This window comes from Enterobacter cloacae complex sp. P24RS, from assembly GCF_014982165.1.
Taxonomy (GTDB): Bacteria; Pseudomonadota; Gammaproteobacteria; order Enterobacterales; family Enterobacteriaceae; genus Enterobacter; species Enterobacter quasihormaechei.
Genome location: NZ_JADCKU010000025.1, coordinates 1 through 25,195, shown reverse-complemented (window position 1 = coordinate 25,195; position 25,195 = coordinate 1). Strand labels below are relative to the sequence as shown.

Annotated in this window: 30 protein-coding genes and 1 pseudogene; 20 read left to right on the top strand and 11 right to left on the bottom strand. The window is 55.6% G+C overall.

Features of this window, described 5'->3' with window-relative positions; genetic code table 11:
• The first annotated feature begins 234 nt into the window (after positions 1 to 234).
• Positions 235 to 459, top strand: coding sequence for a DUF2594 family protein (locus tag INF58_RS19915; RefSeq protein ID WP_003859644.1), 225 nt, complete (start codon positions 235 to 237; stop codon positions 457 to 459).
• Between the two features lie 64 nt (positions 460 to 523).
• Here the strand turns inward: INF58_RS19915 and sdiA are convergent, their stop codons facing one another.
• The 8 genes from sdiA to INF58_RS19875 all read right to left on the bottom strand — a co-directional run bounded on the left by sdiA (position 524) and on the right by INF58_RS19875 (position 7,640).
• Positions 524 to 1,246 (bottom strand): transcriptional regulator SdiA, encoded by a 723-nt coding sequence (gene sdiA, locus INF58_RS19910; protein WP_131636866.1) that lies wholly within the window; start codon positions 1,244 to 1,246, stop codon positions 524 to 526.
• Positions 1,247 to 1,469: 223 nt separating this feature from the next.
• The gene (tcyN, locus tag INF58_RS19905; RefSeq protein WP_112793139.1) at positions 1,470 to 2,222 is read right to left on the bottom strand and encodes an L-cystine ABC transporter ATP-binding protein TcyN; all 753 of its coding nucleotides are present in this window, start codon (positions 2,220 to 2,222) and stop codon (positions 1,470 to 1,472) included.
• Positions 2,219 to 2,887, bottom strand: coding sequence for a cystine ABC transporter permease (gene tcyL, locus INF58_RS19900; protein WP_107533297.1), 669 nt, complete (start codon positions 2,885 to 2,887; stop codon positions 2,219 to 2,221). The genes tcyN and tcyL overlap by 4 nt, the downstream gene beginning before the upstream one ends.
• Positions 2,888 to 2,908: 21 nt before the next feature.
• Entirely contained in the window at positions 2,909 to 3,895 is a 987-nt protein-coding gene (gene dcyD, locus INF58_RS19895) for a D-cysteine desulfhydrase (protein WP_193528360.1), read from the bottom strand.
• Between the two features lie 103 nt (positions 3,896 to 3,998).
• The gene (gene tcyJ / locus INF58_RS19890) at positions 3,999 to 4,799 is read right to left on the bottom strand and encodes a cystine ABC transporter substrate-binding protein (RefSeq protein WP_063450167.1); all 801 of its coding nucleotides are present in this window, start codon (positions 4,797 to 4,799) and stop codon (positions 3,999 to 4,001) included.
• Between the two features lie 86 nt (positions 4,800 to 4,885).
• A complete protein-coding gene (gene fliZ, locus INF58_RS19885; protein ID WP_063450168.1) occupies positions 4,886 to 5,437 on the bottom strand; it encodes a flagella biosynthesis regulatory protein FliZ in 552 nt (183 codons plus the stop codon).
• Between the two features lie 54 nt (positions 5,438 to 5,491).
• Positions 5,492 to 6,211 carry an RNA polymerase sigma factor FliA gene (locus tag INF58_RS19880; protein ID WP_003859623.1) on the bottom strand — a complete coding sequence of 240 codons (720 nt, stop codon included), beginning with the start codon at positions 6,209 to 6,211 and terminating at the stop codon, positions 5,492 to 5,494.
• Between the two features lie 163 nt (positions 6,212 to 6,374).
• Positions 6,375 to 7,640: a FliC/FljB family flagellin gene (locus tag INF58_RS19875; RefSeq protein WP_045308590.1), complete on the bottom strand. Its 1,266-nt coding sequence runs from the start codon at positions 7,638 to 7,640 to the stop codon at positions 6,375 to 6,377.
• 269 nt (positions 7,641 to 7,909) lie between these two features.
• Between INF58_RS19875 and fliD the strand changes: the two genes are divergently transcribed.
• The 4 genes from fliD (at position 7,910) to amyA (ending at position 11,720) form a co-directional block, all read left to right on the top strand.
• On the top strand, positions 7,910 to 9,322 hold the full coding sequence (gene fliD, locus INF58_RS19870; RefSeq protein ID WP_112793143.1) for a flagellar filament capping protein FliD: 1,413 nt from the start codon (positions 7,910 to 7,912) through the stop codon (positions 9,320 to 9,322).
• A 30-nt stretch (positions 9,323 to 9,352) separates the two neighbouring features.
• On the top strand, positions 9,353 to 9,763 hold the full coding sequence (gene fliS / locus INF58_RS19865; protein ID WP_063868419.1) for a flagellar export chaperone FliS: 411 nt from the start codon (positions 9,353 to 9,355) through the stop codon (positions 9,761 to 9,763).
• Complete coding sequence (gene fliT, locus INF58_RS19860) at positions 9,763 to 10,134, top strand: flagella biosynthesis regulatory protein FliT (RefSeq protein WP_006811148.1); 372 nt, start codon at positions 9,763 to 9,765, stop codon at positions 10,132 to 10,134. Before fliS ends, fliT begins: the two co-directional genes overlap by 1 nt.
• Positions 10,135 to 10,232: 98 nt before the next feature.
• Positions 10,233 to 11,720, top strand: coding sequence for an alpha-amylase (amyA, locus tag INF58_RS19855; protein ID WP_063868417.1), 1,488 nt, complete (start codon positions 10,233 to 10,235; stop codon positions 11,718 to 11,720).
• 108 nt (positions 11,721 to 11,828) lie between these two features.
• Here amyA and yedD read toward each other — a convergent pair whose 3' ends face one another.
• Together yedD and fliE are read right to left on the bottom strand one after the other, a co-directional pair.
• On the bottom strand, positions 11,829 to 12,242 hold the full coding sequence (gene yedD / locus INF58_RS19850; RefSeq protein WP_107533302.1) for a lipoprotein YedD: 414 nt from the start codon (positions 12,240 to 12,242) through the stop codon (positions 11,829 to 11,831).
• 75 nt (positions 12,243 to 12,317) lie between these two features.
• On the bottom strand, positions 12,318 to 12,632 hold the full coding sequence (gene fliE, locus INF58_RS19845; RefSeq protein ID WP_064910407.1) for a flagellar hook-basal body complex protein FliE: 315 nt from the start codon (positions 12,630 to 12,632) through the stop codon (positions 12,318 to 12,320).
• A gap of 228 nt (positions 12,633 to 12,860) precedes the next feature.
• Between fliE and fliF the strand changes: the two genes are divergently transcribed.
• From fliF to rcsA, 14 genes and pseudogenes are all read left to right on the top strand, one after another.
• Positions 12,861 to 14,543 (top strand): flagellar basal-body MS-ring/collar protein FliF, encoded by a 1,683-nt coding sequence (gene fliF / locus INF58_RS19840; RefSeq protein ID WP_063868414.1) that lies wholly within the window; start codon positions 12,861 to 12,863, stop codon positions 14,541 to 14,543.
• Complete coding sequence (gene fliG / locus INF58_RS19835; RefSeq protein WP_003859608.1) at positions 14,536 to 15,534, top strand: flagellar motor switch protein FliG; 999 nt, start codon at positions 14,536 to 14,538, stop codon at positions 15,532 to 15,534. The genes fliF and fliG overlap by 8 nt, the downstream gene beginning before the upstream one ends.
• Positions 15,527 to 16,234, top strand: coding sequence for a flagellar assembly protein FliH (fliH, locus tag INF58_RS19830; protein WP_193528359.1), 708 nt, complete (start codon positions 15,527 to 15,529; stop codon positions 16,232 to 16,234). The genes fliG and fliH overlap by 8 nt, the downstream gene beginning before the upstream one ends.
• A complete protein-coding gene (gene fliI / locus INF58_RS19825; RefSeq protein ID WP_063450177.1) occupies positions 16,234 to 17,604 on the top strand; it encodes a flagellar protein export ATPase FliI in 1,371 nt (456 codons plus the stop codon). Before fliH ends, fliI begins: the two co-directional genes overlap by 1 nt.
• A 21-nt stretch (positions 17,605 to 17,625) precedes the next feature.
• Positions 17,626 to 18,069 (top strand): flagellar export protein FliJ, encoded by a 444-nt coding sequence (gene fliJ / locus INF58_RS19820; protein ID WP_006811155.1) that lies wholly within the window; start codon positions 17,626 to 17,628, stop codon positions 18,067 to 18,069.
• Positions 18,066 to 19,280: a flagellar hook length control protein FliK gene (gene fliK, locus INF58_RS19815; RefSeq protein WP_193528358.1), complete on the top strand. Its 1,215-nt coding sequence runs from the start codon at positions 18,066 to 18,068 to the stop codon at positions 19,278 to 19,280. The genes fliJ and fliK overlap by 4 nt, the downstream gene beginning before the upstream one ends.
• Before the next feature lie 106 nt (positions 19,281 to 19,386).
• Positions 19,387 to 19,857, top strand: coding sequence for a flagellar basal body-associated protein FliL (fliL, locus tag INF58_RS19810; RefSeq protein WP_032103821.1), 471 nt, complete (start codon positions 19,387 to 19,389; stop codon positions 19,855 to 19,857).
• A 4-nt stretch (positions 19,858 to 19,861) separates the two neighbouring features.
• Entirely contained in the window at positions 19,862 to 20,866 is a 1,005-nt protein-coding gene (gene fliM, locus INF58_RS19805; RefSeq protein WP_063450179.1) for a flagellar motor switch protein FliM, read from the top strand.
• Entirely contained in the window at positions 20,863 to 21,276 is a 414-nt protein-coding gene (gene fliN, locus INF58_RS19800; RefSeq protein WP_003859592.1) for a flagellar motor switch protein FliN, read from the top strand. Before fliM ends, fliN begins: the two co-directional genes overlap by 4 nt.
• A gap of 2 nt (positions 21,277 to 21,278) precedes the next feature.
• Positions 21,279 to 21,653: a flagellar biosynthetic protein FliO gene (gene fliO / locus INF58_RS19795; protein ID WP_193528357.1), complete on the top strand. Its 375-nt coding sequence runs from the start codon at positions 21,279 to 21,281 to the stop codon at positions 21,651 to 21,653.
• Positions 21,653 to 22,390 carry a flagellar type III secretion system pore protein FliP gene (gene fliP / locus INF58_RS19790; RefSeq protein ID WP_003859589.1) on the top strand — a complete coding sequence of 246 codons (738 nt, stop codon included), beginning with the start codon at positions 21,653 to 21,655 and terminating at the stop codon, positions 22,388 to 22,390. The genes fliO and fliP overlap by 1 nt, the downstream gene beginning before the upstream one ends.
• Before the next feature lie 10 nt (positions 22,391 to 22,400).
• Positions 22,401 to 22,670, top strand: a complete 270-nt coding sequence (gene fliQ, locus INF58_RS19785) for a flagellar biosynthesis protein FliQ (protein ID WP_003859587.1) — start codon at positions 22,401 to 22,403, stop codon at positions 22,668 to 22,670.
• 6 nt (positions 22,671 to 22,676) lie between these two features.
• Positions 22,677 to 23,472, top strand: a pseudogene (gene fliR, locus INF58_RS19780) (flagellar biosynthetic protein FliR).
• A gap of 287 nt (positions 23,473 to 23,759) precedes the next feature.
• Positions 23,760 to 24,383: a transcriptional regulator RcsA gene (gene rcsA / locus INF58_RS19775; protein ID WP_006811161.1), complete on the top strand. Its 624-nt coding sequence runs from the start codon at positions 23,760 to 23,762 to the stop codon at positions 24,381 to 24,383.
• 99 nt (positions 24,384 to 24,482) lie between these two features.
• On the opposite strand, the gene dsrB is transcribed toward rcsA, so the two are convergent.
• Complete coding sequence (dsrB, locus tag INF58_RS19770) at positions 24,483 to 24,671, bottom strand: protein DsrB (RefSeq protein WP_003859583.1); 189 nt, start codon at positions 24,669 to 24,671, stop codon at positions 24,483 to 24,485.
• Positions 24,672 to 24,799: 128 nt separating this feature from the next.
• Here dsrB and yodD point away from each other — a divergent pair, with 128 nt between their 5' ends.
• Positions 24,800 to 25,027, top strand: a complete 228-nt coding sequence (yodD, locus tag INF58_RS19765) for a YodD family peroxide/acid resistance protein (protein ID WP_193528356.1) — start codon at positions 24,800 to 24,802, stop codon at positions 25,025 to 25,027.
• The last annotated feature ends 168 nt before the right edge of the window (positions 25,028 to 25,195 follow it).

The window sequence follows — 25,195 nt, the reverse complement described above, 5'->3', positions numbered from 1 at the left end:
AAAAATGCTCTCATTTTTTTGTAACAACAATTAACGGATGACGTACCGGCGATAAACATTTAATTGTCGCTAACATATTGGACAGATTACCTTCATAATCCGCATCAGCCAATAATCATTACGCGGAAAAGTATAAAAAACAACCACTGCATTTTTTGCCGCAGCTTGTGGTATACTCCGCCGCCTTAACTTTCATCGTCGCGCTCATGCGCTGTTTTATAATGAGGAAAATAAATGAGCACACCTGAATTTGCCACTGCCGAGAATAACCAGGAACTGGCACAGGAAGTTAACTGCCTGAAGTCGCTGCTGACGCTTATGCTACAAGCGATGGGCCAGGCTGATGCTGGACGTGTGATCATTAAAATGGAAAAACAGATCGCGCAGATGGAAGACCAGGCGGAATCCGCTGTTTTTGCCAATACGGTTAAGCAAATTAAACAAGCCTACCGCCAGTAACAAAAAAGGCTGGATGCAGTGCATTCAGCCTTTTCCTCGTCTGACACGCAGAACGTGAGAGCAGTCAGATAAGTCCCGTCGCGGCGGCATAACACGCTATCTGGATCTTATTCGGCGCGTTGAATTTCTTCTGCATATTCTTCTGATGGAAGTTCACGGTATTTTCCGAGATGGAGAGAATGATGGCAATTTCCGCCGACGTCTTCCCTTCTGCGGTCCACTTCAGTATTTCCCGTTCACGCTTGCTGAATTTCATTTCCGGCGGCATCACCGTCTCATGTTCAAAACGCAACAGCGTTGTGAGCGCCATCTGGACCAGCATTTGCAAACGCAGCTCAACTTCTTCATTGGTGATAGCGTTTGCTTCTACGCTGGTCCGTGACACGGAGAGGAAGCCGAGCGCATGATTTGGCAGCATCAGACACTGCGTTATTCCCTTGCGTAAACCGTGGTCGCGGGCGCCGTCCCATAATTGCTGGGCATCCGCGAATAATTCATCCGTCCAGGGCAAATGTCCCTGTATGAAATTCTCCGGCTTCAGTACCGGATCGATGGTGAAATAATTCTCGGACTGATATTGTGCCATCCATTGTTGCGGATAACTGGAATGGACGGAGGTTCGCGGGCGGGTAAATGGCACAGGGTGTCGAACACAAAGCGCATAATAATCGAATTCAAGCGCCTGCGTTTGTCGCTGAAGCTCCTGATATACCTCGTCAGCACAAGTCATTTCCTGGAACCGAAGGAAGCATTCCCGTCGCCAGGTGAAAAAGTCTATATCCCTCATATGTAGTGAATGAAGCCTCTGAAATAGATAATCATTATTATGGTGAATATAACCTATCACATAAAGCATGATTATTTATATAAAATATCGGCCACGGGCAGATTATCTTTAATTTGAGGAAGGCTTAACCACATTAGCCGGAATAAAAAAGCAACAGAACCGAATTTAAGGGAGGATAATTTGCCCCAGAAGCGGCATCCGGAGCAAATTGAGTGCGAAAATGCTACTGCATTAAGAATTTTTCAAGGAACTGACGGGTGCGGGGCTGCTGCGGATTGGCAAACAGCGCTTTAGCCGGCCCCTGCTCTACAATTCGCCCCTGGTCCATGAAAATGGCCCGATCGGCCACATCGCGGGCGAAGCTCATTTCATGCGTCACAATCACCATCGTGCGTTTTTCCTGCGCCAGCTGGCGGATGGTGTTCAGCACTTCCCCGACCAGCTCCGGATCGAGCGCGGAGGTGGGTTCGTCGAACAGGATCACGTCCGGGCGCATCGCCAGCGCGCGCGCAATGGCGACACGCTGCTGCTGCCCGCCCGATAAGCGACGCGGATAGCTCGTCTCCTTCCCTGCCAGGCCAACCTTCGCCAGCAGCTCGCGGGCGCGGGCCGTCGCGTCTTCCTTTGATTCACCCTTGACGATGACCGGGCCTTCAATAATGTTTTCCAGCACCGTACGGTGTGGAAAGAGGTTAAAGCTCTGGAATACGAAGCCGACATGCTGGCGCAGGCGGCGAATCAACCCTTTTTGCTGGCTGATGGATTTCCCGGTATCAATGGTGATATCGCCCACGCGGATCGTCCCGCCTTCGGGCTGCTCCAGCAAATTGATGCTGCGCAACAGCGTGGTTTTCCCTGACCCACTCGGGCCAATAATGGCCACCACTTCGCCCTGCTCAACCTCAAGGTCGATGCCGTGCAGCACCGTTTGCCCGTGGAATTTTTTCACCAGGTTTTTGACGTCAATTGCACTCATTTTGGATCTCGCTCCTGGCGGTTAAGCTGGTTTTCAAAATAGTTTTGCAGGGCCGACAGCACCGTCGCCATCACCCAGTAAATCAGCGAGGCCGCCAGATACATGGTAAACACTTCCAGCGTGCGCGAAGTGATCAGCTGCGCCTGACGGAACAGCTCCGGCACCTGAATGGTCGCCGCAAGCGAGGTGTCTTTTACGAGGCTGATAAAGCTGTTGCTCAGCGGAGGCAGCGCCACGCGCGCCGCCTGCGGCAGGATCGCCCGGCGCAGCGTCTGCCACGGGGTCATCCCGATACTGGCCGCCGCTTCCCACTGCCCTTTATCGATGGACGAGATCGCCGCACGCAGCGTTTCCGAGGTGTACGCCGCCGTATTCAGCGACAGACCAATCATCGCCGCCGGGATCGGATCCAGCTCGATACCGAACTGGGGCAGCCCGTAGTAGATCATGAACAGCTGGGCGATAAGCGGCGTTCCGCGGAACACGGAGATGTAAAACCGCGCCAGCCACCGCACCGGCAAGATGTTTGACATGCGCATCAGTGCCAGCACAAACCCGAGCACCAGCCCGAAGAACATCCCGCCGATACTGAGCTGTAACGTAAACACCGCGCCCTTAAGTAAGAACGGCAGCGAATCAATAACCAGTTGAATACTTTCTTGCATTATTATTTTTCGACCTGATTTTTAGACATGAGGATGATAGGCAAACAGCGCAGGCGCCCCGCCAGTATGAACAAACAAAATAGGTCCTTCATCCTTAAAGCGCTTCCGGGCAATGCCGTCGATAAGGCCCGCCATTGCCTTGCCGGTATAGACCGGGTCAAGCAGAATGCCTTCGAGACGCGCCAGCAGCTTAACGGCCTCCATCCCTTCATCATTGGGGGTGCCATAGCCGGGTGCAAAGTAGTCATCCCACAGCATAATTTCCGCCTTCGCCTCAAGCTCAAGCTGTTCAGCTACCGCCTGTTGCAGCGTGACGACTTTCGGTTTTTGGTCCGCAACGCTTCTGGAAACCGTTACGCCAATCAGCTCAACGTCCGGCATCAGCTGCTCAAGCCCGACCGCTAAACCGGCATGGGTACCCGCGCTGCCGGACGCCACCACCACAGAGGTCAGACTTACCGCGCCTTCGCACTGCTGCGCGATTTCCAGCGCGCTCTCAACATAGCCGAGGGCACCCAGCGCATTCGAGCCGCCAACCGGAATGACGTACGGACGAAAGCCCTGCGCTTCCAGGCGCGTCGCCAGCTCATCAAGCTGGGCAGCCGGGTCGGTCAACGCGTCAACCATTTCAACCTGCACGTTGAACAGATCCAGCAGCAGGCGGTTACCGTTAGTCAGGTAATTCTCAGCCTGCGTGCCAATCGGGTTTTCCAGCAGGGCTACGCAATGAAGGCCCAGCTTTGCCGCCACGGCCGCCGTCTGGCGAACGTGGTTAGACTGAATGGCCCCGGCGGTGACCAGCGTATCCGCGCCCTCGCGCAGGGCATCGGCGGCGAGAAATTCGAGCTTGCGCAGCTTATTTCCGCCCATCGCCATGGGCGTCACATCGTCACGCTTAATGAATATATCGCGCCCCAGATAGTCAGAAAATCGCGGCAGGTACTCCAGCGGCGTGGGTGCGCCGATAAACTCCAGACGGGGAAAGCGCGTTAAATTCTGTAGTGACATGGTTCCTCCGGTCACGCAAACAATTGTTATTTCATTATGCACGCAGACGCGCGAGAAATAAAAAAGGCGCTTTTGAAAGCGCCTTTTTTTGTCGGTCAGAGACTTATTTCGTCACGTCTGCGCCGAACCACTTCTCAGAAAGCGCCTTCAGGCTGCCGTCTTTCTGCATTTCAGCAATGGCGCCATCAATGGCTTTCAGCAGATCTTCGTTACCTTTACGCACCGCCACGCCAGATTCCTGACGGGAGAACGCATCGCCTGCAACAGCCAGGGTATTGTTGGTTTTCTTCACCAGATCCAGCGCTGCCAGGCGGTCAACCAGAATGGCGTCGATACGGCCTACGCGCAGATCCTGGTATTTCGTCGGATCATCATCGTAGGTACGGATGTCCACGCCCTGCACGTTCTGGCGCAGCCACTCTTCATAGTTGGTGCCCAGACCGACGCCGACTTTCTTACCTTTCAGATCCGCGGCGGATTTGATGCTGCCTTCGTTACCTTTCTTCACCAGCGCCTGGATACCGGACACGGTGTACGGCGTGGAGAAGTCATACTTCTTCTTACGCTCGTCAGAAATGGTCACCTGGTTAATCACCACGTCAATACGTTTGGAGTCCAGTGACGCCAGCATACCGTCCCATTTGGTCGGTTTCAGAGAGGCTTTTACGCCGAGGTGTTTTGCCAGCTCTTGCGCAAACTCCACTTCAAAACCGGTCAGCTTACCGTCGTCGCCCTGGAAGCTGAACGGAGGATAGGTACCTTCCAGCCCAACCAGCAGCGTGCCGCGCTCTTTGACTTTATTGAGCAGATTATCTGCCGCGAACGTTTTTACGCTCATCCCCGCGACCAGCGCAACGGCCATCATCCCCATCAGCGCCTGACGACCCAGAAGTGCTAATTTCATAAGTACTCCGATACAGTGGAATTTTTGAGTAGTGTAGAGAAATCGCCTGCAACGTCAAAGGCGGCAGCGCTACATCTTATTCTTTTTTAATATATATCAGAAGTTGTTCCGGCGTGGACTTTCTGCTTTAGGGCGCCCGGCATCTGGACTTTATATTGCGCGTACTTACGCAGCGCGATGCGGTAATTGTTGGTACTGGTGGCGGGCAGCCAGGGCTCAAGATTTTCATCCAGATAGCCGGTCGTCAGCAGATCGCGGGAGATATTTTGCACGGTCAGATGCTGACCCAGGCGGCGCAGGCGAACCACGTATTCACGCACGGTGCCGTGGCTCATCTCAGTTTGTTCAAACAGGAACTGCTTGAAGCCGATAATATCGAAGAAGTCGCTTTGCTCTTTGCAGTGGAGATCGCCACAGAAACGGCAAAGCGCTACCCACTCTTTTTGCTCTTCAAGCCAGGCGGCTTCATCCATCAGCGTGTCGAGGCGGGAAATCGCAATCTTATTCACGATTTCACCGCGACGAACCAGCGTGATTCGGTCGAGTAATTTTTTACAGTGGGCGCAATGCGTCTGACTGTGTTTAAAGTCTTTCAGGTAGCGGCTTAAAGGCCGTCTTTTAGATTGCTGCACCGTCATGATAACTCCTGGTTGTCAATACGTTGTGCGGCATTACCAAGGCGAATCACTCACCTATAACTTACCCAGTTTGGTGCGCAGGCGTTTTATGGCCTGGCTGTGCAGCTGGCTCACCCGTGACTCGCCCACCTCCAGTACGGCGCCAATCTCTTTGAGATTGAGCTCTTCCTGGTAATAGAGGGTTAACACCAGTTGCTCACGTTCCGGTAAAGCTTCAATCGCTTCCATCACGCGCTGGCGTAAATTCCCTTCCAGTAAGTGGTGTAACGGGTTTTCTTGCTGATGCTCATCCGTCACCAGCTCGATACTATCGCCATGCTCTTCGCGCCACTCATCATAAGAGAAGAGTTGGCTGTTATTGGTATCGAGCAACATCTGACGATACTCTTCAACAGGAATGCCCAGACGTTCCGCCACTTCGGTTTCCGTCGCGTTGCGCCCCAGCTCCTGTTCCAGCTGCCCCATCGCATGCGCCACTTCGCGCGCGTTGCGGCGAACGCTGCGCGGCACCCAGTCGCGGCTGCGCAGCTCGTCCAGCATCGCACCACGAATACGCTGCACTGCGTAAGTCGTAAATGCCGTTCCTTGCAGAGCGTCGTACCGGTCAACTGCATTCAATAACCCGATACCGCCCGCCTGTAGCAGATCGTCCAGTTCCACGCTCGCCGGCAAACGCACCTGGAGGCGCAATGCTTCGTGACGCACCAGCGGAACATAACGCTGCCACAGCGAGTGTTTATCCATTACACCTTCAGCGGTATAGAGTGAATTCACGATAAACAGCCCTGCGTTAGTTGAGTTATCGGCATGATTATCCGATTCTGGAGGGGTTTTAATCGGGTGAATAGTGGGTGAAATGAGGGGTTATTTGGGGGGTTACGCGTGTGCGTGGATAGAAAAAACCCCGCCGAAGCGGGGTTTGAGCGTAATCAGGCGATTAGCCTTGCAGCAGAGACAGAACCTGCTGAGGAACCTGGTTAGCTTTGGACAGCACGGAGTTACCGGCCTGCTGGATAATCTGCGCTTTGGACATATTTGACACTTCGGTCGCATAGTCGGCGTCCTGGATACGGGACTGCGCTTCAGACAGGTTGGTAGTGGTGTTGTTCAGGTTGGTTACCGCAGAGCTCAGACGGTTCTGTACCGCACCCAGTGAAGAACGGAATTTGTCTACGGACGCGATAGCTTTGTCCAGCAGAGCCAGTGGATCAGCAGTAGACACGCCTTTGAATTCGCCAGCTGCGTTCAGGGTAACAGTCTGTGCGTTGTTCAGCGTACCGCCCGCGCCGCCGTCAGCGATAGCGCCAGCAGTCAGGGAGTAGTTTTTACCCTGCACTTCAGCGTAACCCGCAGCAGCGCCAGCAGCGTCTGCGCCAACTTTAACAGCAACACCGGTCAGCGTACCTGTACCACCGTTTGCATCGGTATAGGTGATGTCAGCGGTGTTCACTTTCACGCTGCCAGTTGCATCGTCAACAGATACAGCGTAGTTGTCAGAACCGGAAGAAACCACGTAGGTCGCAGTAGATGCGCCAGCTGGAGTCTGCACGTTGTGCAGAGTCAGGCTCTTCGCGTCAACACCCAGAGTGGTAGCCACTGCGCTCAGGTCAACATCTTTCAGTGCACCGCTCGCGCCAACCTGAGTGATAGAGTCGCTCAGTTTCAGTGCGTTGTTAGAAACGGAGAAGCCGTTCAGACCCAGCGTTGAAGAGTCGATCTGTTGCAGGTCGATGGAGATGGTCTGGCCGTCGTTTGCGCCAACCTGAATCTTCATGGAACCGTCTTTAGCCAGCACGTTCACGCCGTTGAACTGAGTCTGACCAGATACGCGGTCGATTTCAGACAGACGGGATTTGATTTCGTCCTGGATTGAAGACAGGTCAGAATCAGAGTTAGTACCGGTCGTTGCCTGAACGGTCAGTTCACGAACACGCTGAAGGTTGTTGTTGATTTCAGACAGTGCGCCTTCAGTGGTCTGCGCCAGAGAGATACCGTCGTTAGCGTTACGTGCAGCCTGAGTCAGACCTTTGATGTTAGAGGTGAAGCGGTTAGCGATAGCCTGGCCCGCAGCGTCATCTTTCGCGCTGTTGATACGCAGACCAGAAGACAGACGCTCGATAGAAGAAGACAGAGCGGACTGGTTCTTGTTGATGTTGTTCTGAGTGATCAGCGAGAGGCTGTTGGTATTAATGACTTGTGCCATGATTTCGATTCCTGTTGTTCATCAAATCTGTTTGGTTAGATTTGGGTTTCCACCCTTCGGCTTCATCGCCGTCAAAGGTGTTATCGTCTGGTCCAAACCAACCTTTAGATATTTTTTCAGGATCGCGTTAATTTTTTTAGCCACGGAAAAGCTCTTCTCTATTACCGTTATTCCCGCCATTAAAAAAAAGAAATTAACCGTAAACTTTCCCCCATTAAGGCCGATAACCCCACTATTCGTTCTACGTGTCGATAGATTAAGGAATAAATATGGCAAGTATTTCATCATTGGGGATTGGATCGGGTCTTAAGTTAGCAGACATTCTGGATAGTCTGACCAAGGCCGAAAAAGAACAGCTGACGCCGATTTCCAAACAACAGTCATCTTATACCGCCAAGCTGAGCGCTTACGGCACGTTGAAGAGTTCACTGGAAGCGTTTCAGACCGCCAACACCGCACTGAATAAAGCCGATCTGTTTACGGCGACCAGCACAGCGAGCAGCACCACGGCATTCAGCGCCACCACCACCGGCAGCGCGATTGCCGGGAAATACACCATCAGCGTGTCGCAGCTGGCGCAGGCGCAAACCCTGACGACCAAAAATACGCAGGCAGATGCAAAAACGGCCATTGCCACGGCTGACAGCAAGATCACGTTTACCGCCGGTAACGGTAAAGATCCGGTGACCGTCGATATCAGCGCGGCAAACTCTTCGCTGAACGGCATTCGTGATGCCATTAACAAAGCAGACGCCGGCGTGACCGCCAGTATTATTAACGTCGGTAACGGTCAGTATCGTCTGTCCATCACCTCCACCGAAACCGGGGCGGACAACGCGGTCAGCATCAGCGTCAGCGGCGACAGCGCCCTGCAATCCTTCATGGGTTACAACGGCACCAGCACCGACGCCAGCAACGGCATGACGGAAAGCGTCACCGCGCAGAACGCAAAGCTGAAGGTGAATAACGTTGATATCGAAAACAGCAGCAACACCATCAGCGATGCGCTGGAAGATATCACCCTGAACCTGAACGACGTCACCACCGGTAACCAGACGCTGACGATAACGAAAGATACGTCAAAAGCGGAAACGGCGATGAAGGCCTGGGTGGATGCCTACAACACCCTTCAGGACAGCTTTGCATCGTTAACCAAATATACGGCGGTTGATGCAGGCACAGATGCGCAGGATTCCAGCAACGGCGCCCTGCTCGGGGACAGCACGCTGCGTACTATCCAGACGCAGCTGAAAACCATGCTGAGCAACACCGTCGGCGGAACCGCCTATAAAACGCTGTCTCAGGTGGGCATTACCTCCGATCCAAGCACGGGCAAGCTGGAGCTGGACAGCGACAAGCTGAAAAAAACGCTGACGGAGAACCCGTCTGCGGTGAAAGATTTGGTTGTAGGTGACGGTAAAACCACCGGGATCACCACCACCATGGCCACCCATCTGACTGACTGGCTTTCCAGTAAAGGCATTATCCAGGCGGCCAAAGATGGCGTCAGCAAAACGCTGAACAAGTTAACGGATCAATACAACGCCGTGAGCGAACGTATTGACGCGAGAGTGGCACAGTACAAAGCCCAGTTTACCCAGCTGGACGTACTGATGACCTCGCTGAACAACACCAGCAGCTACCTGACGCAGCAGTTCGAGAACACGTCCAGCAACAAGTAGTAAACGCTAATCAGACCCGAGGGGGATAACATGTACGGCGCAAAAGGCACGCAAGCCTACGCAAAGATAGAAGTTGAAAGCGCGGTGATGAGCGCCAGCCAGCAGCAGCTGGTTATCATGCTATTTGATGGAGCCCTCAGCGCGCTGGTACGCGCGCGTCTGTTCCTGGCAGACGGTAATATCCCGGCAAAAGGGCTGGCGCTCTCCAAAGCCATCAACATTATCGAAAACGGGCTGAAAGTTGGCCTGGTAGAAGATAACGGTGATGAGCTTACGCAAAACCTGATTGCCCTTTATGCCTATATGGTACGTCGCCTCCTGCACGCCAACGTGAATAACGACGCCAGCGCCATCGAAGAGGTGGAAAACCTGCTGCGCAATATCGCTGACGGGTGGAAGGAGGTTGCCGGTACGCCACAACTGATGCAGGACGCCGTCTAATGAGTAACGCACCGCAACTTTATGCCCTTTATCAGCAACTCCTTGAGCAGAGCCAGTTGATGTTGCGACTGGCCCGGCAGGGACTATGGGATGATCTGATCATCTGTGAAACCGACTATGTTAATGCGGTGCACTCACTGGCTCGTCTCACTCAGGAAAGTGAACCTTCGATGCAGATTCAGGAACAGCTTCGCCCGACGCTACGGGTGATCCTGGACAACGAAGGCCAGGTAAAAACATTGCTGCAAGCCAGAATGGATGAGCTGGCGAAACTGGTTGGGCAATCCTCCATCCAGAAAACCGTGCTCTCCACCTACGGTAATCAGGGCGGCCATGTCCTGGTTCCGCAAAGTAATAGCGATATTAATTAGCCATTTAACTGGCGGGCAAGCGTTAACCGTTTCGTTCGCCAGGCATTTCTGCCAAACCTGCTCCATACTTGAGTTTCGCGACCTCATGGAGATGGTGCATGCGCAACCCAACACTTTTACAATGTTTTCACTGGTACTACCCCACCGGCGGTGAATTGTGGCAAGAAGTCACGGCATTAGCCCCCAACCTGAACGAAATCGGCATCAATATGGTCTGGTTACCGCCGGCGTACAAAGGCGCATCCGGAGGCTATTCCGTCGGGTATGACTCCTACGATCTTTTCGACCTCGGTGAGTTTGACCAGAAAGGCAGCGTTGCCACCAAATACGGCGATAAAGCCCAGCTGCTGGAGGCCATCAACGCCTTAAAAAGCAACCAGATTGCGGTGCTTCTGGACGTGGTGGTCAACCACAAAATGGGTGCAGATGAAAAGGAACCCGTCCGCGTACAGCGCGTGGATGCGCAGGATCGCACCCAAATCAGCGATGAGATCATCGAATGTGAAGCCTGGACGCGCTACACCTTCCCCGTTCGTGCAGGCCAGTATTCGCAGTTTGTCTGGGATTACAAATGCTTCAGCGGTATCGACCACATTGAAAACCCCAATGAGGACGGTATCTTCAAAATCGTGAACGACTACACCGGCGAAGGCTGGAACGATCAGGTCGACGACGAGATGGGCAATTTTGATTACCTGATGGGCGAAAATATTGATTTTCGCAACCATGCGGTGACGGAAGAGATCAAATACTGGGCGCGCTGGGTAATGGAGCAAACCCACTGCGACGGCTTCCGCCTGGACGCGGTAAAGCACATCCCGGCCTGGTTCTATAAAGAGTGGATTGAGCACGTCCAGGAGGTGGCCCCGCAGCCGCTGTTTATCGTGGCGGAATACTGGTCTCACGAAGTGGATAAATTGCAGCACTACATCGATCAGGTAGACGGCAAGACCATGCTGTTTGATGCACCGCTGCAAATGAAATTTCACGAGGCGTCACGCCAGGGCCGCGACTACGATATGAGCCAGATTTTCACCGGTACGCTGGTGGAAGCCGATCCGTTCCATGCCGTGACGCTGGTGGCCAACCATGACACCCAACCCTTGCAGGCGCTGGAAGCCCCGGTTGAAGCCTGGTTTAAACCGCTGGCCTACGCGCTCATCCTGCTGCGTGAAAACGGCGTGCCGAGCGTGTTCTACCCGGATCTTTTTGGCGCCAGCTATGACGACACCGGGGGTGACGGCGAGACGTATCACATTGATATGCCGGTGATTGAACAGCTCCACGAGCTGATACTCGCCCGTCAGCGTTTTGCCCACGGCGTGCAGACGCTCTTTTTCGATCATCCAAACTGCATTGCGTTTAGCCGCAGCGGGACTGAGGATCACCCGGGCTGCGTGGTGGTGCTGTCGAATGGTGATGACGGAGAGAAGACGATCTGCCTCGGCGAGAATTACGGCAATAAGACCTGGCGTGATTTTTTAGGCAATCGCGAGGAAACCGTAACCACGGCGGCGGACGGCGAAGGGACGTTCTTCTGTAACGGGGGAAGCGTCAGCGTCTGGGTGATTGAAGACGCGCTCTAGTACGGGAAAGGGAGCAAACCCTAAAAACGGCAATACGATTGCCGTTTTGCTTTTACCGTTAGTTTTTGTAGGCCGGGTAAGGCGAAGCCGCCACCCGGCTAAAAACGGTTACGGAAGCTTACTCTCCAGCGGATTCTTGCTCAGATAATCTGCGCACTCCACCGTTGGACGGTCAACCTTTTGCAGCTCCATGCCGTCATACTCAAGCGTGGTTCCATCGCGATCCAGCGGATAGACGTCTCGTTTTTCGGTCACGTTATAATAATCATCTGAACGCAGCATGATCTTACCCGGCACCGCGATAACGCGCTGCCACTGACGACAGTCCAGGGTATCACCCTCTTGCGTCACCACCAGCGTGGCAATCGCCTCCGGGCTCACCATCGCGCTCTGCGGCCCTTTCGACTGCCAGTAACCTGCCAGTTGCGAAGGTGCCGGATGCTTAACCACTTCCTGATAGTTTTCGACCTGAACGCATCCCGCTAACGTCAGCATCGCAGCCACAATTGCTACTTTTTTCATCATCTTTCCTGCATGCGAAGAAAAAAATATTGTGGCATTAAAGCCATCAGGCTGCCAGCGTAAGATAGGTAATGTTTAAACCTGCATCCCCATGACTTCTTGATACGCCGACACCAGCTTGTTCCGCACCTGCAACCCCATCTGCAACGACACCGACGCTTTTTGCAGATCGGCCATCACATCGTTGAGCGCCACGCCGGGTTCACCGAGGGTAAATTTCTCAGCCTGGGTACGGGCCGCGTTTTGCTTGTCGCTGATCCGGTCCAGCGCCGCATGCAGCTGACCGGCGAAGCTAATGCCCGGTGGCTGGTCAGCCACGCTCTGGCTGCGGGCCGTCATCGCCGTTGCCTGTAACTGACTGAGTACCCCTTCAATGCCCTGTATAGCCATGACTCTCCCCTGGATGGTTTTTTACGGGGTCAAGACTAACAGCTTGTCAATAAGATAAAGGCGGTAAATAGCGTTAAAAAACCAGGTTATTTGACGCATAGAAAATCCCGAATCATCAAATAATGGCTGGGCCATCAGTATGGAACTTTTGTCGTGTTTGCCGACCCGGGAGTCAGTTTTGTTTCTCTACACGAATAACGTAAACCACCAGGATTTAAGAGGTGCGCAATGAGTGCGACAGCAGCATCGACAGCGCCGCAGAATAAATCACTTGAGTGGATGAACCGCCTTCGCGCTAACCCTAAGATCCCGTTGATTGTGGCAGGCGCTGCCGCCATTGCGATTATTGTCGCGATGATCTTATGGGCAAAAAGCCCGGATTACCGCACGCTCTACAGCAACCTTTCCGACCAGGATGGCGGTGCCATCGTCACCCAGCTGACCCAGATGAACATCCCGTATCGCTTTGCCGATAACGGCGGTGCGCTTGAAGTACCGGCAGATAAAGTGCACGAGCTTCGCCTGCGTCTCGCCCAGCAGGGGCTGCCGAAAGGCGGCGCGGTTGGGTTTGAGCTGCTGGATCAGGAAAAATTCGGCATCAGCCAGTTCAGCGAGCAGGTTAACTACCAGCGCGCGCTGGAAGGTGAGCTGGCCCGTACGATTGAAACCTTAGGCCCGGTGAAGAGTGCCCGCGTGCACCTGGCGATGCCTAAGCCGTCCCTGTTTGTTCGCGAACAAAAGTCCCCTTCCGCCTCTGTGACCGTTAACCTCGAACCTGGCCGCGCGCTGGATGAGGGGCAGATCAGCGCCGTGACGCACCTGGTCTCCAGTGCGGTAGCCGGTCTGCCGCCGGGTAACGTCACGCTGGTGGATCAAAGCGGTCACCTGCTGACGCAGTCCAACACCGCCGGGCGCGATCTCAACGACGCCCAGCTGAAATATGCCGCTGATGTGGAAGGCCGTCTCCAGCGTCGCATCGAAGCGATTCTGGGCCCGGTGGTTGGCAACAGCAACGTGCACGCGCAGGTCACCGCGCAGATTGATTTCTCGAATAAAGAACAGACCGAAGAGCAGTACGCTCCGAACGGGGATGCCTCCCGCGCCGTGTTACGCTCGCGTCAGATCAATGAGACGGAACAGGTCGGCGGCCAGTATCCTGGCGGGGTGCCGGGTGCACTCTCTAACCAGCCTGCGCCTGCCAACGCCGCGCCAATCTCCACGCCGCCGGCAAACCAGCAGAACGGTCAGCAAACGAATCAGCAGACGACCTCGACGGCGAACAGTGCCGGCCCGCGCAACAGCAGCCGTAACGAAACGACCAACTACGAAGTCGACCGGACCATCCGCCATACCAAACTGAACACGGGCGATATCGAGCGCCTTTCTGTAGCCGTTGTCGTGAACTACAAAACGCTGCCGGACGGTAAACCGCTGCCGCTCACGGCGGAGCAGATGAAGCAGATCGAAAACCTGACCCGCGAAGCGATGGGCTTCTCTGAAAAACGTGGCGATACCCTCAACGTTGTGAACTCACCGTTCAACCCGGTGGATGAAACCGGTGGCGAACTGCCGTTCTGGCAACAGCAGGCGTTCTTCGATCAGCTGATGTCCGCTGGCCGCTGGCTGCTGGTGCTGATTGTCGCGTGGCTGCTGTGGCGTAAAGGCGTCCGTCCTCAGCTTCAGCGTCGTGCTGAAGCCGAGAAAGCCGCGCTGGAACAGAAGAGCACGCGTCAGGACGAGGAAGAAGCGGTCGAGGTTCGTCTCAGCAAAGATGAACAGATGCAGCAGCGCCGTGCTAACCAGCGCATGGGCGCAGAGGTGATGAGCCAGCGCATTCGCGAAATGTCAGATAACGATCCGCGCGTCGTCGCGCTGGTCATCCGCGGTTGGATGGGTAACGAACATGAGTAATACGCTTACAGGCACCGATAAGAGCGTCATCCTGCTGATGACCATTGGCGAAGACCGCGCGGCGGAGGTGTTTAAACACCTCTCCCAGAGAGAAGTGCAGATCCTCAGTGCGGCGATGGCCAACGTGCGCCAGATCTCCAACAAGCAGCTGACCGAAGTGCTGGCGGAGTTTGAGCAGGAAGCAGAACAGTTTGCTGCGCTCAACGTCAACGCCAACGAATACCTGCGCTCCGTGCTGGTTAAGGCGCTGGGCGAAGAGCGCGCCGCCAGCCTGCTGGAAGACATTCTCGAAACGCGCGATACCGCCAGCGGGATCGAAACGCTCAACTTTATGGAGCCGCAAAGCGCCGCCGATCTTATTCGCGACGAGCACCCGCAGATTATTGCCACCATTCTGGTCCACCTCAAACGGGGCCAGGCGGCCGATATTCTGGCGCTGTTCGACGAGCGCCTGCGCCACGACGTGATGCTGCGTATTGCCACCTTCGGCGGCGTCCAGCCTGCCGCGCTGGCAGAGCTGACCGAAGTACTGAACAACCTGCTCGACGGCCAGAACCTCAAGCGCAGCAAAATGGGCGGCGTGAGAACGGCAGCGGAAATCATCAACCTGATGAAAACCCAGCAGGAAGAGGCGGTTATTACGGCGGTACGCGAGTTCGACGGCGAACTGGCACAGAAAATTATCGACGAGATGTTCCTGTTCGAAAACCTGGTCGAAGTGGACGATCGCAGCATTCAGCGACTGCTCCAGGAAGTGGATTCGGAATCTCTGCTTATCGCCCTCAAGGGCGCCGAGCAGCCGCTGCGCGAGAAATTCCTGCGCAATATGTCCCAACGTGCGGCAGATATCCTGCGCGACGACCTTGCCAACCGCGGCCCGGTGCGTTTGTCTCAGGTGGAGAACGAACAGAAAGCCATCCTGCTTATCGTTCGTCGTCTGGCGGAAACCGGCGAGATGGTGATTGGCAGCGGAGACGACACCTATGTCTGATGAACTGCCGTGGAAGCGCTGGACGCCTGACGACCTCTCCCCTCCTGCCGCAGAGTTCACCCCTGCCATGCAGTCGTCCGACGAGGGCGATACCGATGCGGGCGTGCCGGAACAGAGTGAAGAGGAACAGCGCGCCCAGCTGCTGGCCCAGATGCAAATGCAGGCGCACGAGCAGGGCTTCAACGCCGGGATGAACGAAGGCCGTCAGACCGGGCACGCGCAGGGCTATCAGGAAGGGCTGGCGAAAGGTTTAGAGCAGGGCATCGAGCAGGCGCGCCAGCAGCAGGCGCCGCTACATGCCCGCATGCAGCAGCTGGTGAGCGAATTTCAGCATACCCTGGATGCGCTGGACAGCGTGATTGCCTCGCGCCTGATGCAGATGGCGCTGGAGGCGGCCCGTCAGGTGATCGGCCAGACGCCGGTGGTGGATAACGCCGCGCTGATTAAGCAGATCCAGGCCCTGCTCCAGCAGGAGCCGCTGTTCAGCGGCAAACCGCAGCTGCGCGTTCATCCTGATGACTTGCAGCGCGTGGAGGAGAGCCTCGGCGCGACGCTGAGCCTGCACGGGTGGCGGCTGCGCGGCGATCCGTCACTTCATCACGGGGGCTGTAAGGTCTCGGCGGATGAGGGCGATCTGGATGCCAGCGTCGCGACCCGCTGGCAGGAACTGTGCCGTCTGGCGGCACCGGGAGTCGTCTGATGACCGCTCGCCTGACGCGCTGGCTTAATACGCTCGACAATTTTGAAACGAAGATGGCGCAGCTGCCGTCCGTTCGTCGTTATGGTCGCCTGACGCGCGCCACCGGACTGGTGCTGGAAGCCACGGGGCTGCAACTTCCGCTCGGCGCCACCTGCGTGATTGAGCGTCAGGACGGGGGCGACACGCGCGAGGTGGAAAGCGAAGTGGTCGGGTTTAACGGTCATCGCCTGTTCCTGATGCCCCTTGAAGAGGTGGAAGGGATTTTGCCCGGCGCCCGCGTCTATGCGAAAAACATCAGCGGCGACGGCCTGCAAAGCGGCAAACAGCTGCCGCTCGGTCCGGCGCTGCTGGGCCGCGTGCTGGACGGAAGCGGCAAACCGCTCGATGGCCTGCCCTCCCCCGATACCACCGAAACCGGCGCGCTCATCACGCAACCCTTCAACCCGCTGCAACGTACCCCGATAGAGCACGTGCTGGATACCGGCGTGCGGCCAATTAACGCCCTGCTCACCGTGGGACGCGGCCAGCGTATGGGGCTGTTTGCCGGCTCCGGCGTGGGTAAATCCGTCCTGCTCGGCATGATGGCGCGTTATACCCAGGCGGACGTGATCGTTGTCGGCCTGATCGGTGAACGTGGACGCGAAGTTAAAGATTTTATCGAAAACATTCTGGGTGCGGAGGGACGCGCCCGCTCGGTGGTGATCGCCGCACCGGCCGACGTGTCGCCGCTGCTGCGTATGCAGGGTGCCGCCTACGCCACGCGGATCGCGGAAGATTTCCGCGACCGGGGCCAGCACGTGCTGCTGATCATGGACTCCCTGACCCGTTACGCGATGGCGCAGCGTGAGATTGCGCTCGCCATCGGCGAACCGCCGGCCACCAAAGGTTACCCGCCGTCGGTCTTTGCCAAACTGCCCGCGCTGGTGGAACGCGCGGGGAACGGCATCAGCGGCGGGGGCTCCATCACCGCATTCTATACGGTACTGACCGAAGGCGATGACCAGCAGGATCCGATTGCCGACTCCGCGCGAGCGATCCTTGACGGCCATATCGTGCTGTCGCGCCGTCTGGCCGAAGCCGGGCACTATCCGGCCATTGATATTGAAGCCTCGATCAGCCGTGCGATGACGGCGCTGATTACCGAGAAGCACTACGCCCGCGTGCGTAACTTCAAACAACTGCTCTCCAGCTTCCAGCGCAACCGCGATCTGGTGAGCGTCGGGGCGTACGCCAAAGGCAGCGATCCGATGCTCGATAAAGCGATCGCCCTGTGGCCGCAGCTGGAGGCGTTTCTGCAACAAGGTATTTTTGAACGCGCCGACTGGGAAGACTCCCTCCAGGCACTGGAGCTGATTTTCCCGCAGGTGTAACACAGGTGGAGGGCGAAGGTCATGGCGCAAAACAGCGCGCTATCAACGCTGAAAGATCTGGCTGAAAAAGAAGTTGATGATGCCGCATTGCAGCTTGGCGCAATGCGGCGCGGGTGCCAGCAGGCTGAAGAACAGTTGAAGATGTTAATCGACTATCAGCATGAATACCGCACCAACCTTAACACCGACATGACGCAGGGCATTGGGAGCCAGCGCTGGATCAACTATCAGCAGTTTATCCAGACGCTGGAAAAGGCGATTGAGCAGCATCGCCAGCAGCTTAACCAGTGGACGCAAAAAGTCGATACCGCGCTGAACTTCTGGCGCGAGAAAAAACAGCGGTTGCAGGCCTGGCAAACCTTACAGGACCGGCAAATTGCAGCCTCGACCCTGGCGGAAAACCGTCTGGATCAGAAAAAAATGGATGAGTTTGCCCAGCGCGCATCAATGAGGAAACCAGAATGATCACACTGCAACAACTGCTGATGACCGACAGCGACCCGTCCGGCGGCACGCTGGCCGGAAAAGGCGATGAGGGCGCGCAGGATTTTCTCTCTCTGCTGGCTGGCGCGCTGACGGAGGCCACCGGCAAAGGTAAAGATGCCCCGCTGACGCTGGCCGATCTGAAAGCAGCGGGCAGCAAGCTGTCGACAGCGGCACGGGAAAAAAGCGGTGATACCACGCTCCAGGCCAAAATCGCCGAGCTGCTCTCCCGCCAGGAGACACTGACCGGAGAGGATACCGCCCTCTCCCTGCAAACCCTTGTCTCCGGCCTGAAACCCACAGCGAATACGGACGCGCTGAAGGTGCTGACCCAGACGGACGCGAAGACAAGCAGCGACACCGCAACCGAAGAGGAAGAGCTGGCCGGGTTAAGCGCGCTGATGGCAATGTTACCGCACCAGCAGATCGCCACCCCGGTGGCGACGGCGCCTGCAAGTACGACGGGGATCGCGCCCCGCGCCGCCCTCGCCTCTGCGCTAGCCCAGACGGATAACGGCCAGCAACAGCCGCTTAGCCACGCGTTACCGGGCCAGGATAAAACGCCGGTTCAGGATAGCGATACGTCGCTGCCCGCCACGGCATCCGTTACGCCAGCTGTCGCCGCCGTCGCGGAAAAGCAGGACGTAGCGAGCACGGCGTCGCCAGCCTCCAGCCCAACCGCGACGCTGGCCCCGGTCGTCAGTCATCTGCCTGCACCCCAACCTGCCGCTACCGTTGCGACAGCACCGGTGTTAAGCCAGCCGCTGGGCACGCACGAATGGCAGCAGAATCTGAGCCAGCACATCACCCTGTTCACAAAGCAGGGACAGCAGACCGCGGAGCTGCGTCTGCACCCGGAGGATCTGGGTCAGGTGCAAATTTCGCTTAAGCTGGATGACAACCAGGCGCAGTTGCAGATGGTTTCGCCCCACAGCCACGTTCGCGCGGCGCTGGAAGCGGCCCTGCCGATCCTGCGCACGCAGCTTGCGGAAAATGGTATTCAGCTTGCACAAAGCAGCGTCAGCAGCGAGGGCTTTGCCGGGCAGCAGCAGTCTTCATCCGGGCAGCAACAGCACGCTTCGCGCTCCGGTCAGCCTGGCGGGTTTAACGATGAGAGCGACGAGTTATTGCCAACCCCAGCCGCCCTGCAATCCGCCGCGCGCGGCAGCCGTGCCGTAGACATCTTTGCCTAAACGCCAGAGGTAACGTGATTATCTCCGTCTTTTCCACGCTTTGACCTAAGCCGGACACGGGATAATCACCGTATTAAGCTGTACCGAAACAGGAAGCTCGTATCAGATGACAGACTCCGCTATCACCAAAAAAAGCAAGCGTTCCATCTGGATCCCGCTGCTGGTGTTGATTACCCTCGCGGCCTGCGCCACCGCAGGCTACAGTTACTGGCGTATGCAGCAGGAGCCCTCCGGCGCGGCCGCCAAGGCTGACGTGCCGCCTCCGCCGGCACCGGTCTTCTTTCCGCTGGATACGTTCACCGTTAACCTGGGCGATGCGGATCGCGTGCTGTACGTGGGCATTACGCTGCGCCTGAAAGATGAAGCGACCCGGGCACGTCTGAACGACTACCTGCCTGAAGTGCGTAGCCGTCTGCTGCTGCTGTTTTCTCGTCAGGACGCCTCCGCGCTCGCCACCGATGTAGGCAAGCAAAAGCTGGTCGATGCCATCAAACAGACGCTGGCGACCCCGCTGGTCAACGGCCAACCTAAGCAGGAAGTCACTGACGTTCTGTATACAGCCTTCATTCTGCGGTAACGACATGGGCGACAGTATTCTTTCTCAGGCAGAAATCGATGCGCTGCTCAACGGCGACAGCGATAAGAGTGACGATCCGAAGCCGAGTTTAACCGGCGACGATAATGTTCGTCCCTACGATCCTAATACCCAGCGTCGCGTGGTGCGCGAGCGATTACAGGCGCTGGAGATCATCAACGAACGTTTTGCACGTCAGTTCCGTATGGGGCTGTTTAACCTGCTGCGTCGTAGCCCGGATATCACCGTCGGGGCGATCCGCATTCAGCCGTACCATGAGTTTGCCCGCAACCTGCCGGTGCCAACCAACCTTAACCTGATCCATCTCAAGCCGCTGCGCGGTACCGGCCTGGTCGTGTTCTCGCCAAGCCTGGTGTTCATCGCGGTGGATAACCTGTTCGGTGGCGACGGTCGTTTCCCGACCAAAGTGGAAGGCCGCGAGTTTACTCATACCGAACAGCGCGTGATTAACCGCATGCTGAAGCTGGCGCTGGAATCCTACAGCGACGCGTGGAAAGCGATTAACCCGCTGGAAGTGGAGTACGTGCGTTCCGAGATGCAGGTGAAGTTTACCAACATCACCACCTCCCCGAACGACATCGTCGTGAACACCCCGTTCCACGTGGAGATCGGCAACCTGACGGGCGAGTTCAACATCTGCCTGCCGTTCAGCATGATTGAACCGCTGCGCGAACTGCTGGTGAACCCGCCGCTGGAGAACTCACGCCATGAAGATCAGAACTGGCGTGAGAACCTGGTGCGTCAGGTGCAGCATTCGCAGCTGGAGCTGGTGGCCAACTTCGCCGATATCTCCATGCGGTTATCGCAGATCCTGAAATTACAACCCGGCGACGTTTTGCCGATAGACAAACCCGACCGCATTATTGCCCATGTGGATGGCGTACCCGTGCTGACAAGCCAGTACGGCACGATTAACGGCCAGTATGCGTTACGCGTAGAGCACTTGATCAACCCGATTTTGAATTCGCTGAATGAGGAACAGCCCAAATGAGTGACATGAACAATCCGTCCGATGAAAACAGCGGAGCACTGGACGATCTGTGGGCTGACGCGTTAAACGAGCAAAAAACGACGCCGACGAAAAGCGCGGCAGACGCGGTATTCCAGCAGTTAGGCGGCGGTGACGTCAGCGGCACGTTGCAGGACATCGACCTGATTATGGACATTCCGGTCAAGCTGACCGTTGAGCTGGGCCGCACCCGCATGACCATTAAAGAGCTGTTGCGCCTGACGCAGGGGTCCGTGGTGGCGTTGGACGGTTTAGCCGGTGAGCCGCTGGATATTCTGATCAACGGCTACCTGATTGCCCAGGGCGAAGTGGTGGTGGTAGCCGATAAATACGGCGTACGTATCACCGATATCATTACTCCTTCCGAACGTATGCGTCGTCTGAGCCGTTAAGCATGAAAACCCAGGCAACAATGTCCGCGCCCTCCGCCGTACCCGGCTCACCGCTGCTTCAGGTGAGCGGCGCGCTGTTTGGTATTATTGCCTTTATCCTTCTCGCCGCCTGGCTGGCGAAGCGTTTCGGTCTGGCGGGGAAAACGGCCGGCACGCGCGGGCTGAAGGTCAGCGCCAGCACCACGCTCGGGCCACGCGAACGCGTGGTTATTGTGGAAGTGGAAGATGCGCGACTGGTGCTGGGCGTGACCGCCTCCAGCATCAACGTCCTGCACACGCTGCCCCCTGCGCCTGCCGCGGTAGAGGCAAACGCCCCGGCCACTGCGGATTTCCAGTCCGTTATGAAGAGTTTGCTCAAGCGTTCCGGGAGATCCTGATGCGTCGTCTGTTATTCCTTACGCTGGCAGGCCTGGGCCTGTTCGCGCCCTCCGTGTATGCGCAACTGCCGGGACTGGTTTCCACACCGCTGGCGAACGGGGGTCAAAGCTGGTCCCTGTCCGTGCAGACGCTGGTGTTCATCACCTCGCTGACCTTTATCCCGGCGATCCTTCTGATGATGACCAGCTTTACCCGCATCATCATCGTGTTTGGCCTGCTGCGCAACGCGCTCGGCACGCCGTCCGCGCCGCCCAATCAGGTGCTGCTGGGCTTAGCCCTTTTCCTGACCTTTTTCATTATGTCGCCGGTGATCGACAAGATTTATACCGAGGCGTACCAGCCGTTCAGCGAAGATAAAATTTCCATGCAGGTCGCTCTGGAAAAGGGGGCTCAGCCATTACGTGAATTTATGCTTCGCCAGACGCGCGAAGCGGATTTAGCCCTGTTTGCCCGTCTCGCGAACACGGGGGAGCTACAGGGGCCGGAAGCGGTGCCGATGCGCATCCTGCTGCCAGCGTATGTCACGAGCGAGCTGAAAACCGCGTTCCAGATTGGCTTCACCATTTTTATTCCGTTCCTGATCATCGACCTGGTGATCGCCAGCGTCCTGATGGCGCTCGGGATGATGATGGTTCCGCCCGCGACCATTGCCCTGCCCTTTAAAATCATGCTGTTTGTGCTGGTCGACGGTTGGCAGCTGCTGGTCAGCTCGCTGGCGCAGAGTTTCTATAGTTGAGGAGCGCGCAATGACGCCTGAATCGGTCATGATGATGGGCACGGAGGCGATGAAAGTCGCGATTGCCGTGGCCGCGCCCCTGCTGCTGGTTGCGCTGGTAACCGGTCTGATTATCAGTATTCTCCAGGCCGCCACGCAGATTAACGAAATGACCCTGTCGTTCATCCCTAAGATCATTGCCGTCTTCGTGGCGATTATCGTCGCCGGGCCATGGATGCTGAATTTGCTGCTGGACTATATGCGCAACCTGTTCACCAACCTGCCTTACATCATCGGCTGACGGACGATGCTGCATTTCACCAGCGATCAGTTTGTTCAGTGGCTCGGGATCTATTTCTGGCCGATGCTGCGCATCATGGCGCTGATCTCCACCGCCCCCATTCTCAGTGAAAAGTCGGTGCCTAAACGCGTCAAAATTGGGCTGGGCATCGTTATCACCGTTATCGTTGCCCCTTCCCTGCCAGCGGTGGATATTCCCATTTTTTCCCCGAATGCGATCTGGATTGCCCTGCAACAGGTGATGATTGGCGTGGCGGTCGGGTTTACGATGCAGCTCGCCTTTGCCGCGGTACGAACGGCGGGGGAACTGATCGGCTTGCAAATGGGGCTCTCCTTCGCAACGTTCGTTGATCCCGGCAGCCATCTGAATATGCCCGTGCTCGCGCGCATTATCGACCTGCTGGCAATGCTGTTGTTTCTCTCGTTCAACGGCCACCTGTGGCTGATCTCCATGCTGGTGGATACCTTCCATACGCTGCCGATTGGCGACAATCCGGTAAACAGCAACGCCTTTCTGGCGCTGGTGCGGGCTGCCGGACTGATTTTCCTCAACGGGCTGATGCTGGCGCTGCCGATCATTACCCTGCTGCTCACGGTTAACCTCGCACTGGGTTTACTCAACCGAATGGCCCCGCAGCTGTCGGTTTTCGTCATCGGTTTTCCAGTGACATTGACGGTTGGCCTTTTATTAATGTCATTATTGATGCCCCTTATCGCCCCCTTCTGCGAACATTTATTCAGCGAGATATTCAATCTGTTAGCGGATATTGTCAGCGAACTTCCACGCAAATAATAACCCGTAGCGTTTGCAATGTCTTTCTGAGGATATTCCTAAAAATAATCTCGAAAAACATCTACCAGGATATATCTGACGCGGTTTAAATGTTTCTAACCACCTCACAATACTTAATATTTACTTTACTTTAAGATGATTCCTGGCAAATTATACGTAACTTTACGGGATAGTGAGTTCGCCTGAAAGTCTTTGTCATGCTCACAGGTTTTATTAGCTTTTTTCCATCCCGTATGGCTGTTTATGAGCTCTCAGGCAGATGGTGAATTATCGTTACGCATTGAGTGAGGGTATGCCATGTCAACGATCATTATGGATTTATGCAGCTACACCCGGCTAGGGTTAACCGGGTACTTAGCAAGCAGAGGGGTAAGAAAGAGAGACATCAACGATGCGCACACCGTTGAAGAACTCGCAGCCGCTTGTGACGTCCACAAGCCAGGCGTGGTGTTTATTAATGAGGACTGTTTCATTCACGACCCCGCTAACAGTCAGCACATTAAGCAGATCATTAATCAGCATCCTAAGACCTTGTTTATTGTTTTTATGGCAATCGCCAATATTCATTTCGATGAGTATTTGCTGGTGCGTAAAAACTTATTAATCAGTTCGAAATCGATTAAACCAGAGTCGCTTGACGACATTCTGGGCGATTATTTGAATAAAGAAGTAAAGAATGTAGGTGCGATTAACTTACCCACCCTATCATTAAGCAGAACTGAATCAAGTATGTTAAGAATGTGGATGGCAGGACAAGGGACAATTCAGATCTCAGACCAGATGAATATTAAGGCAAAAACAGTATCGTCACACAAAGGAAATATTAAAAGGAAAATTAAAACGCATAATAAGCAAGTGATTTACCATGTCGTACGCCTGACAGATAATGTGACGAATGGGATTTTCGTTAATATGCGCTAAGTTGCACGGCCATGTTGTACCCTACCTTGATCTCTGGCCTGGCCAGAGATTTTGCTTTTCAGCAGCCGGAGCCGGGGAGACAACGCCCCCGACGCCGCCCTATTCCGCCGTTTCCACAAAGATCCCATCCGGGTGGCCCAGTTCGTTAAAGAACCAGATGCCGAGCGGGTAATCTTCCAGCGACACCAGATACATCGTGCCTTCATTAAACTCTTCTATCGCCAGCACCACACCCGGGCGGCGCGGCCCACCGTCCGTTTTGACGGTTACCCGATCGTTGACCTTCATACATTTCTCCTGTGGTTTTGAGCCAGTGTAGAACAAATTACCTTCCCTGGCATCGCCGCCCGGCGCGAATGGCGTTTTTGTGTGCGGTCTATACTTAGCTGTGGAGACGGTTAAATGAGGAGCCCGAAATGAAGACCGACAAAGAGTACAGCGACACCATTAAGCGTGAGGTTGAGGTGGACGTCGATGCCCTGCTTGCCGCCATCAATGAAATCAGTGAGTCCGAAGTTCATCGTGCGGAGGATAATTCAGACCGCATCGTGGTCAACGGTCGGGATTACCATACCTACCGCGAGCTGGCCGAAGCGTTCGAGCTGGATATCCATGACTTTAGCGTCTCGGAGACGAACCGCTAAGGCGAAAAAAATCCCGGTCATGGGGATGACCGGGATCAAACTTGCTTATGCAAGAAGCACTTGTAAATTCGTTACACCAGGAAATCTGATGCAGGTAAGACATTATCCCCAACGGAATTTTCTTACAAGCATATATTCTCTGAGCGAATATAATATTTTATACATGTG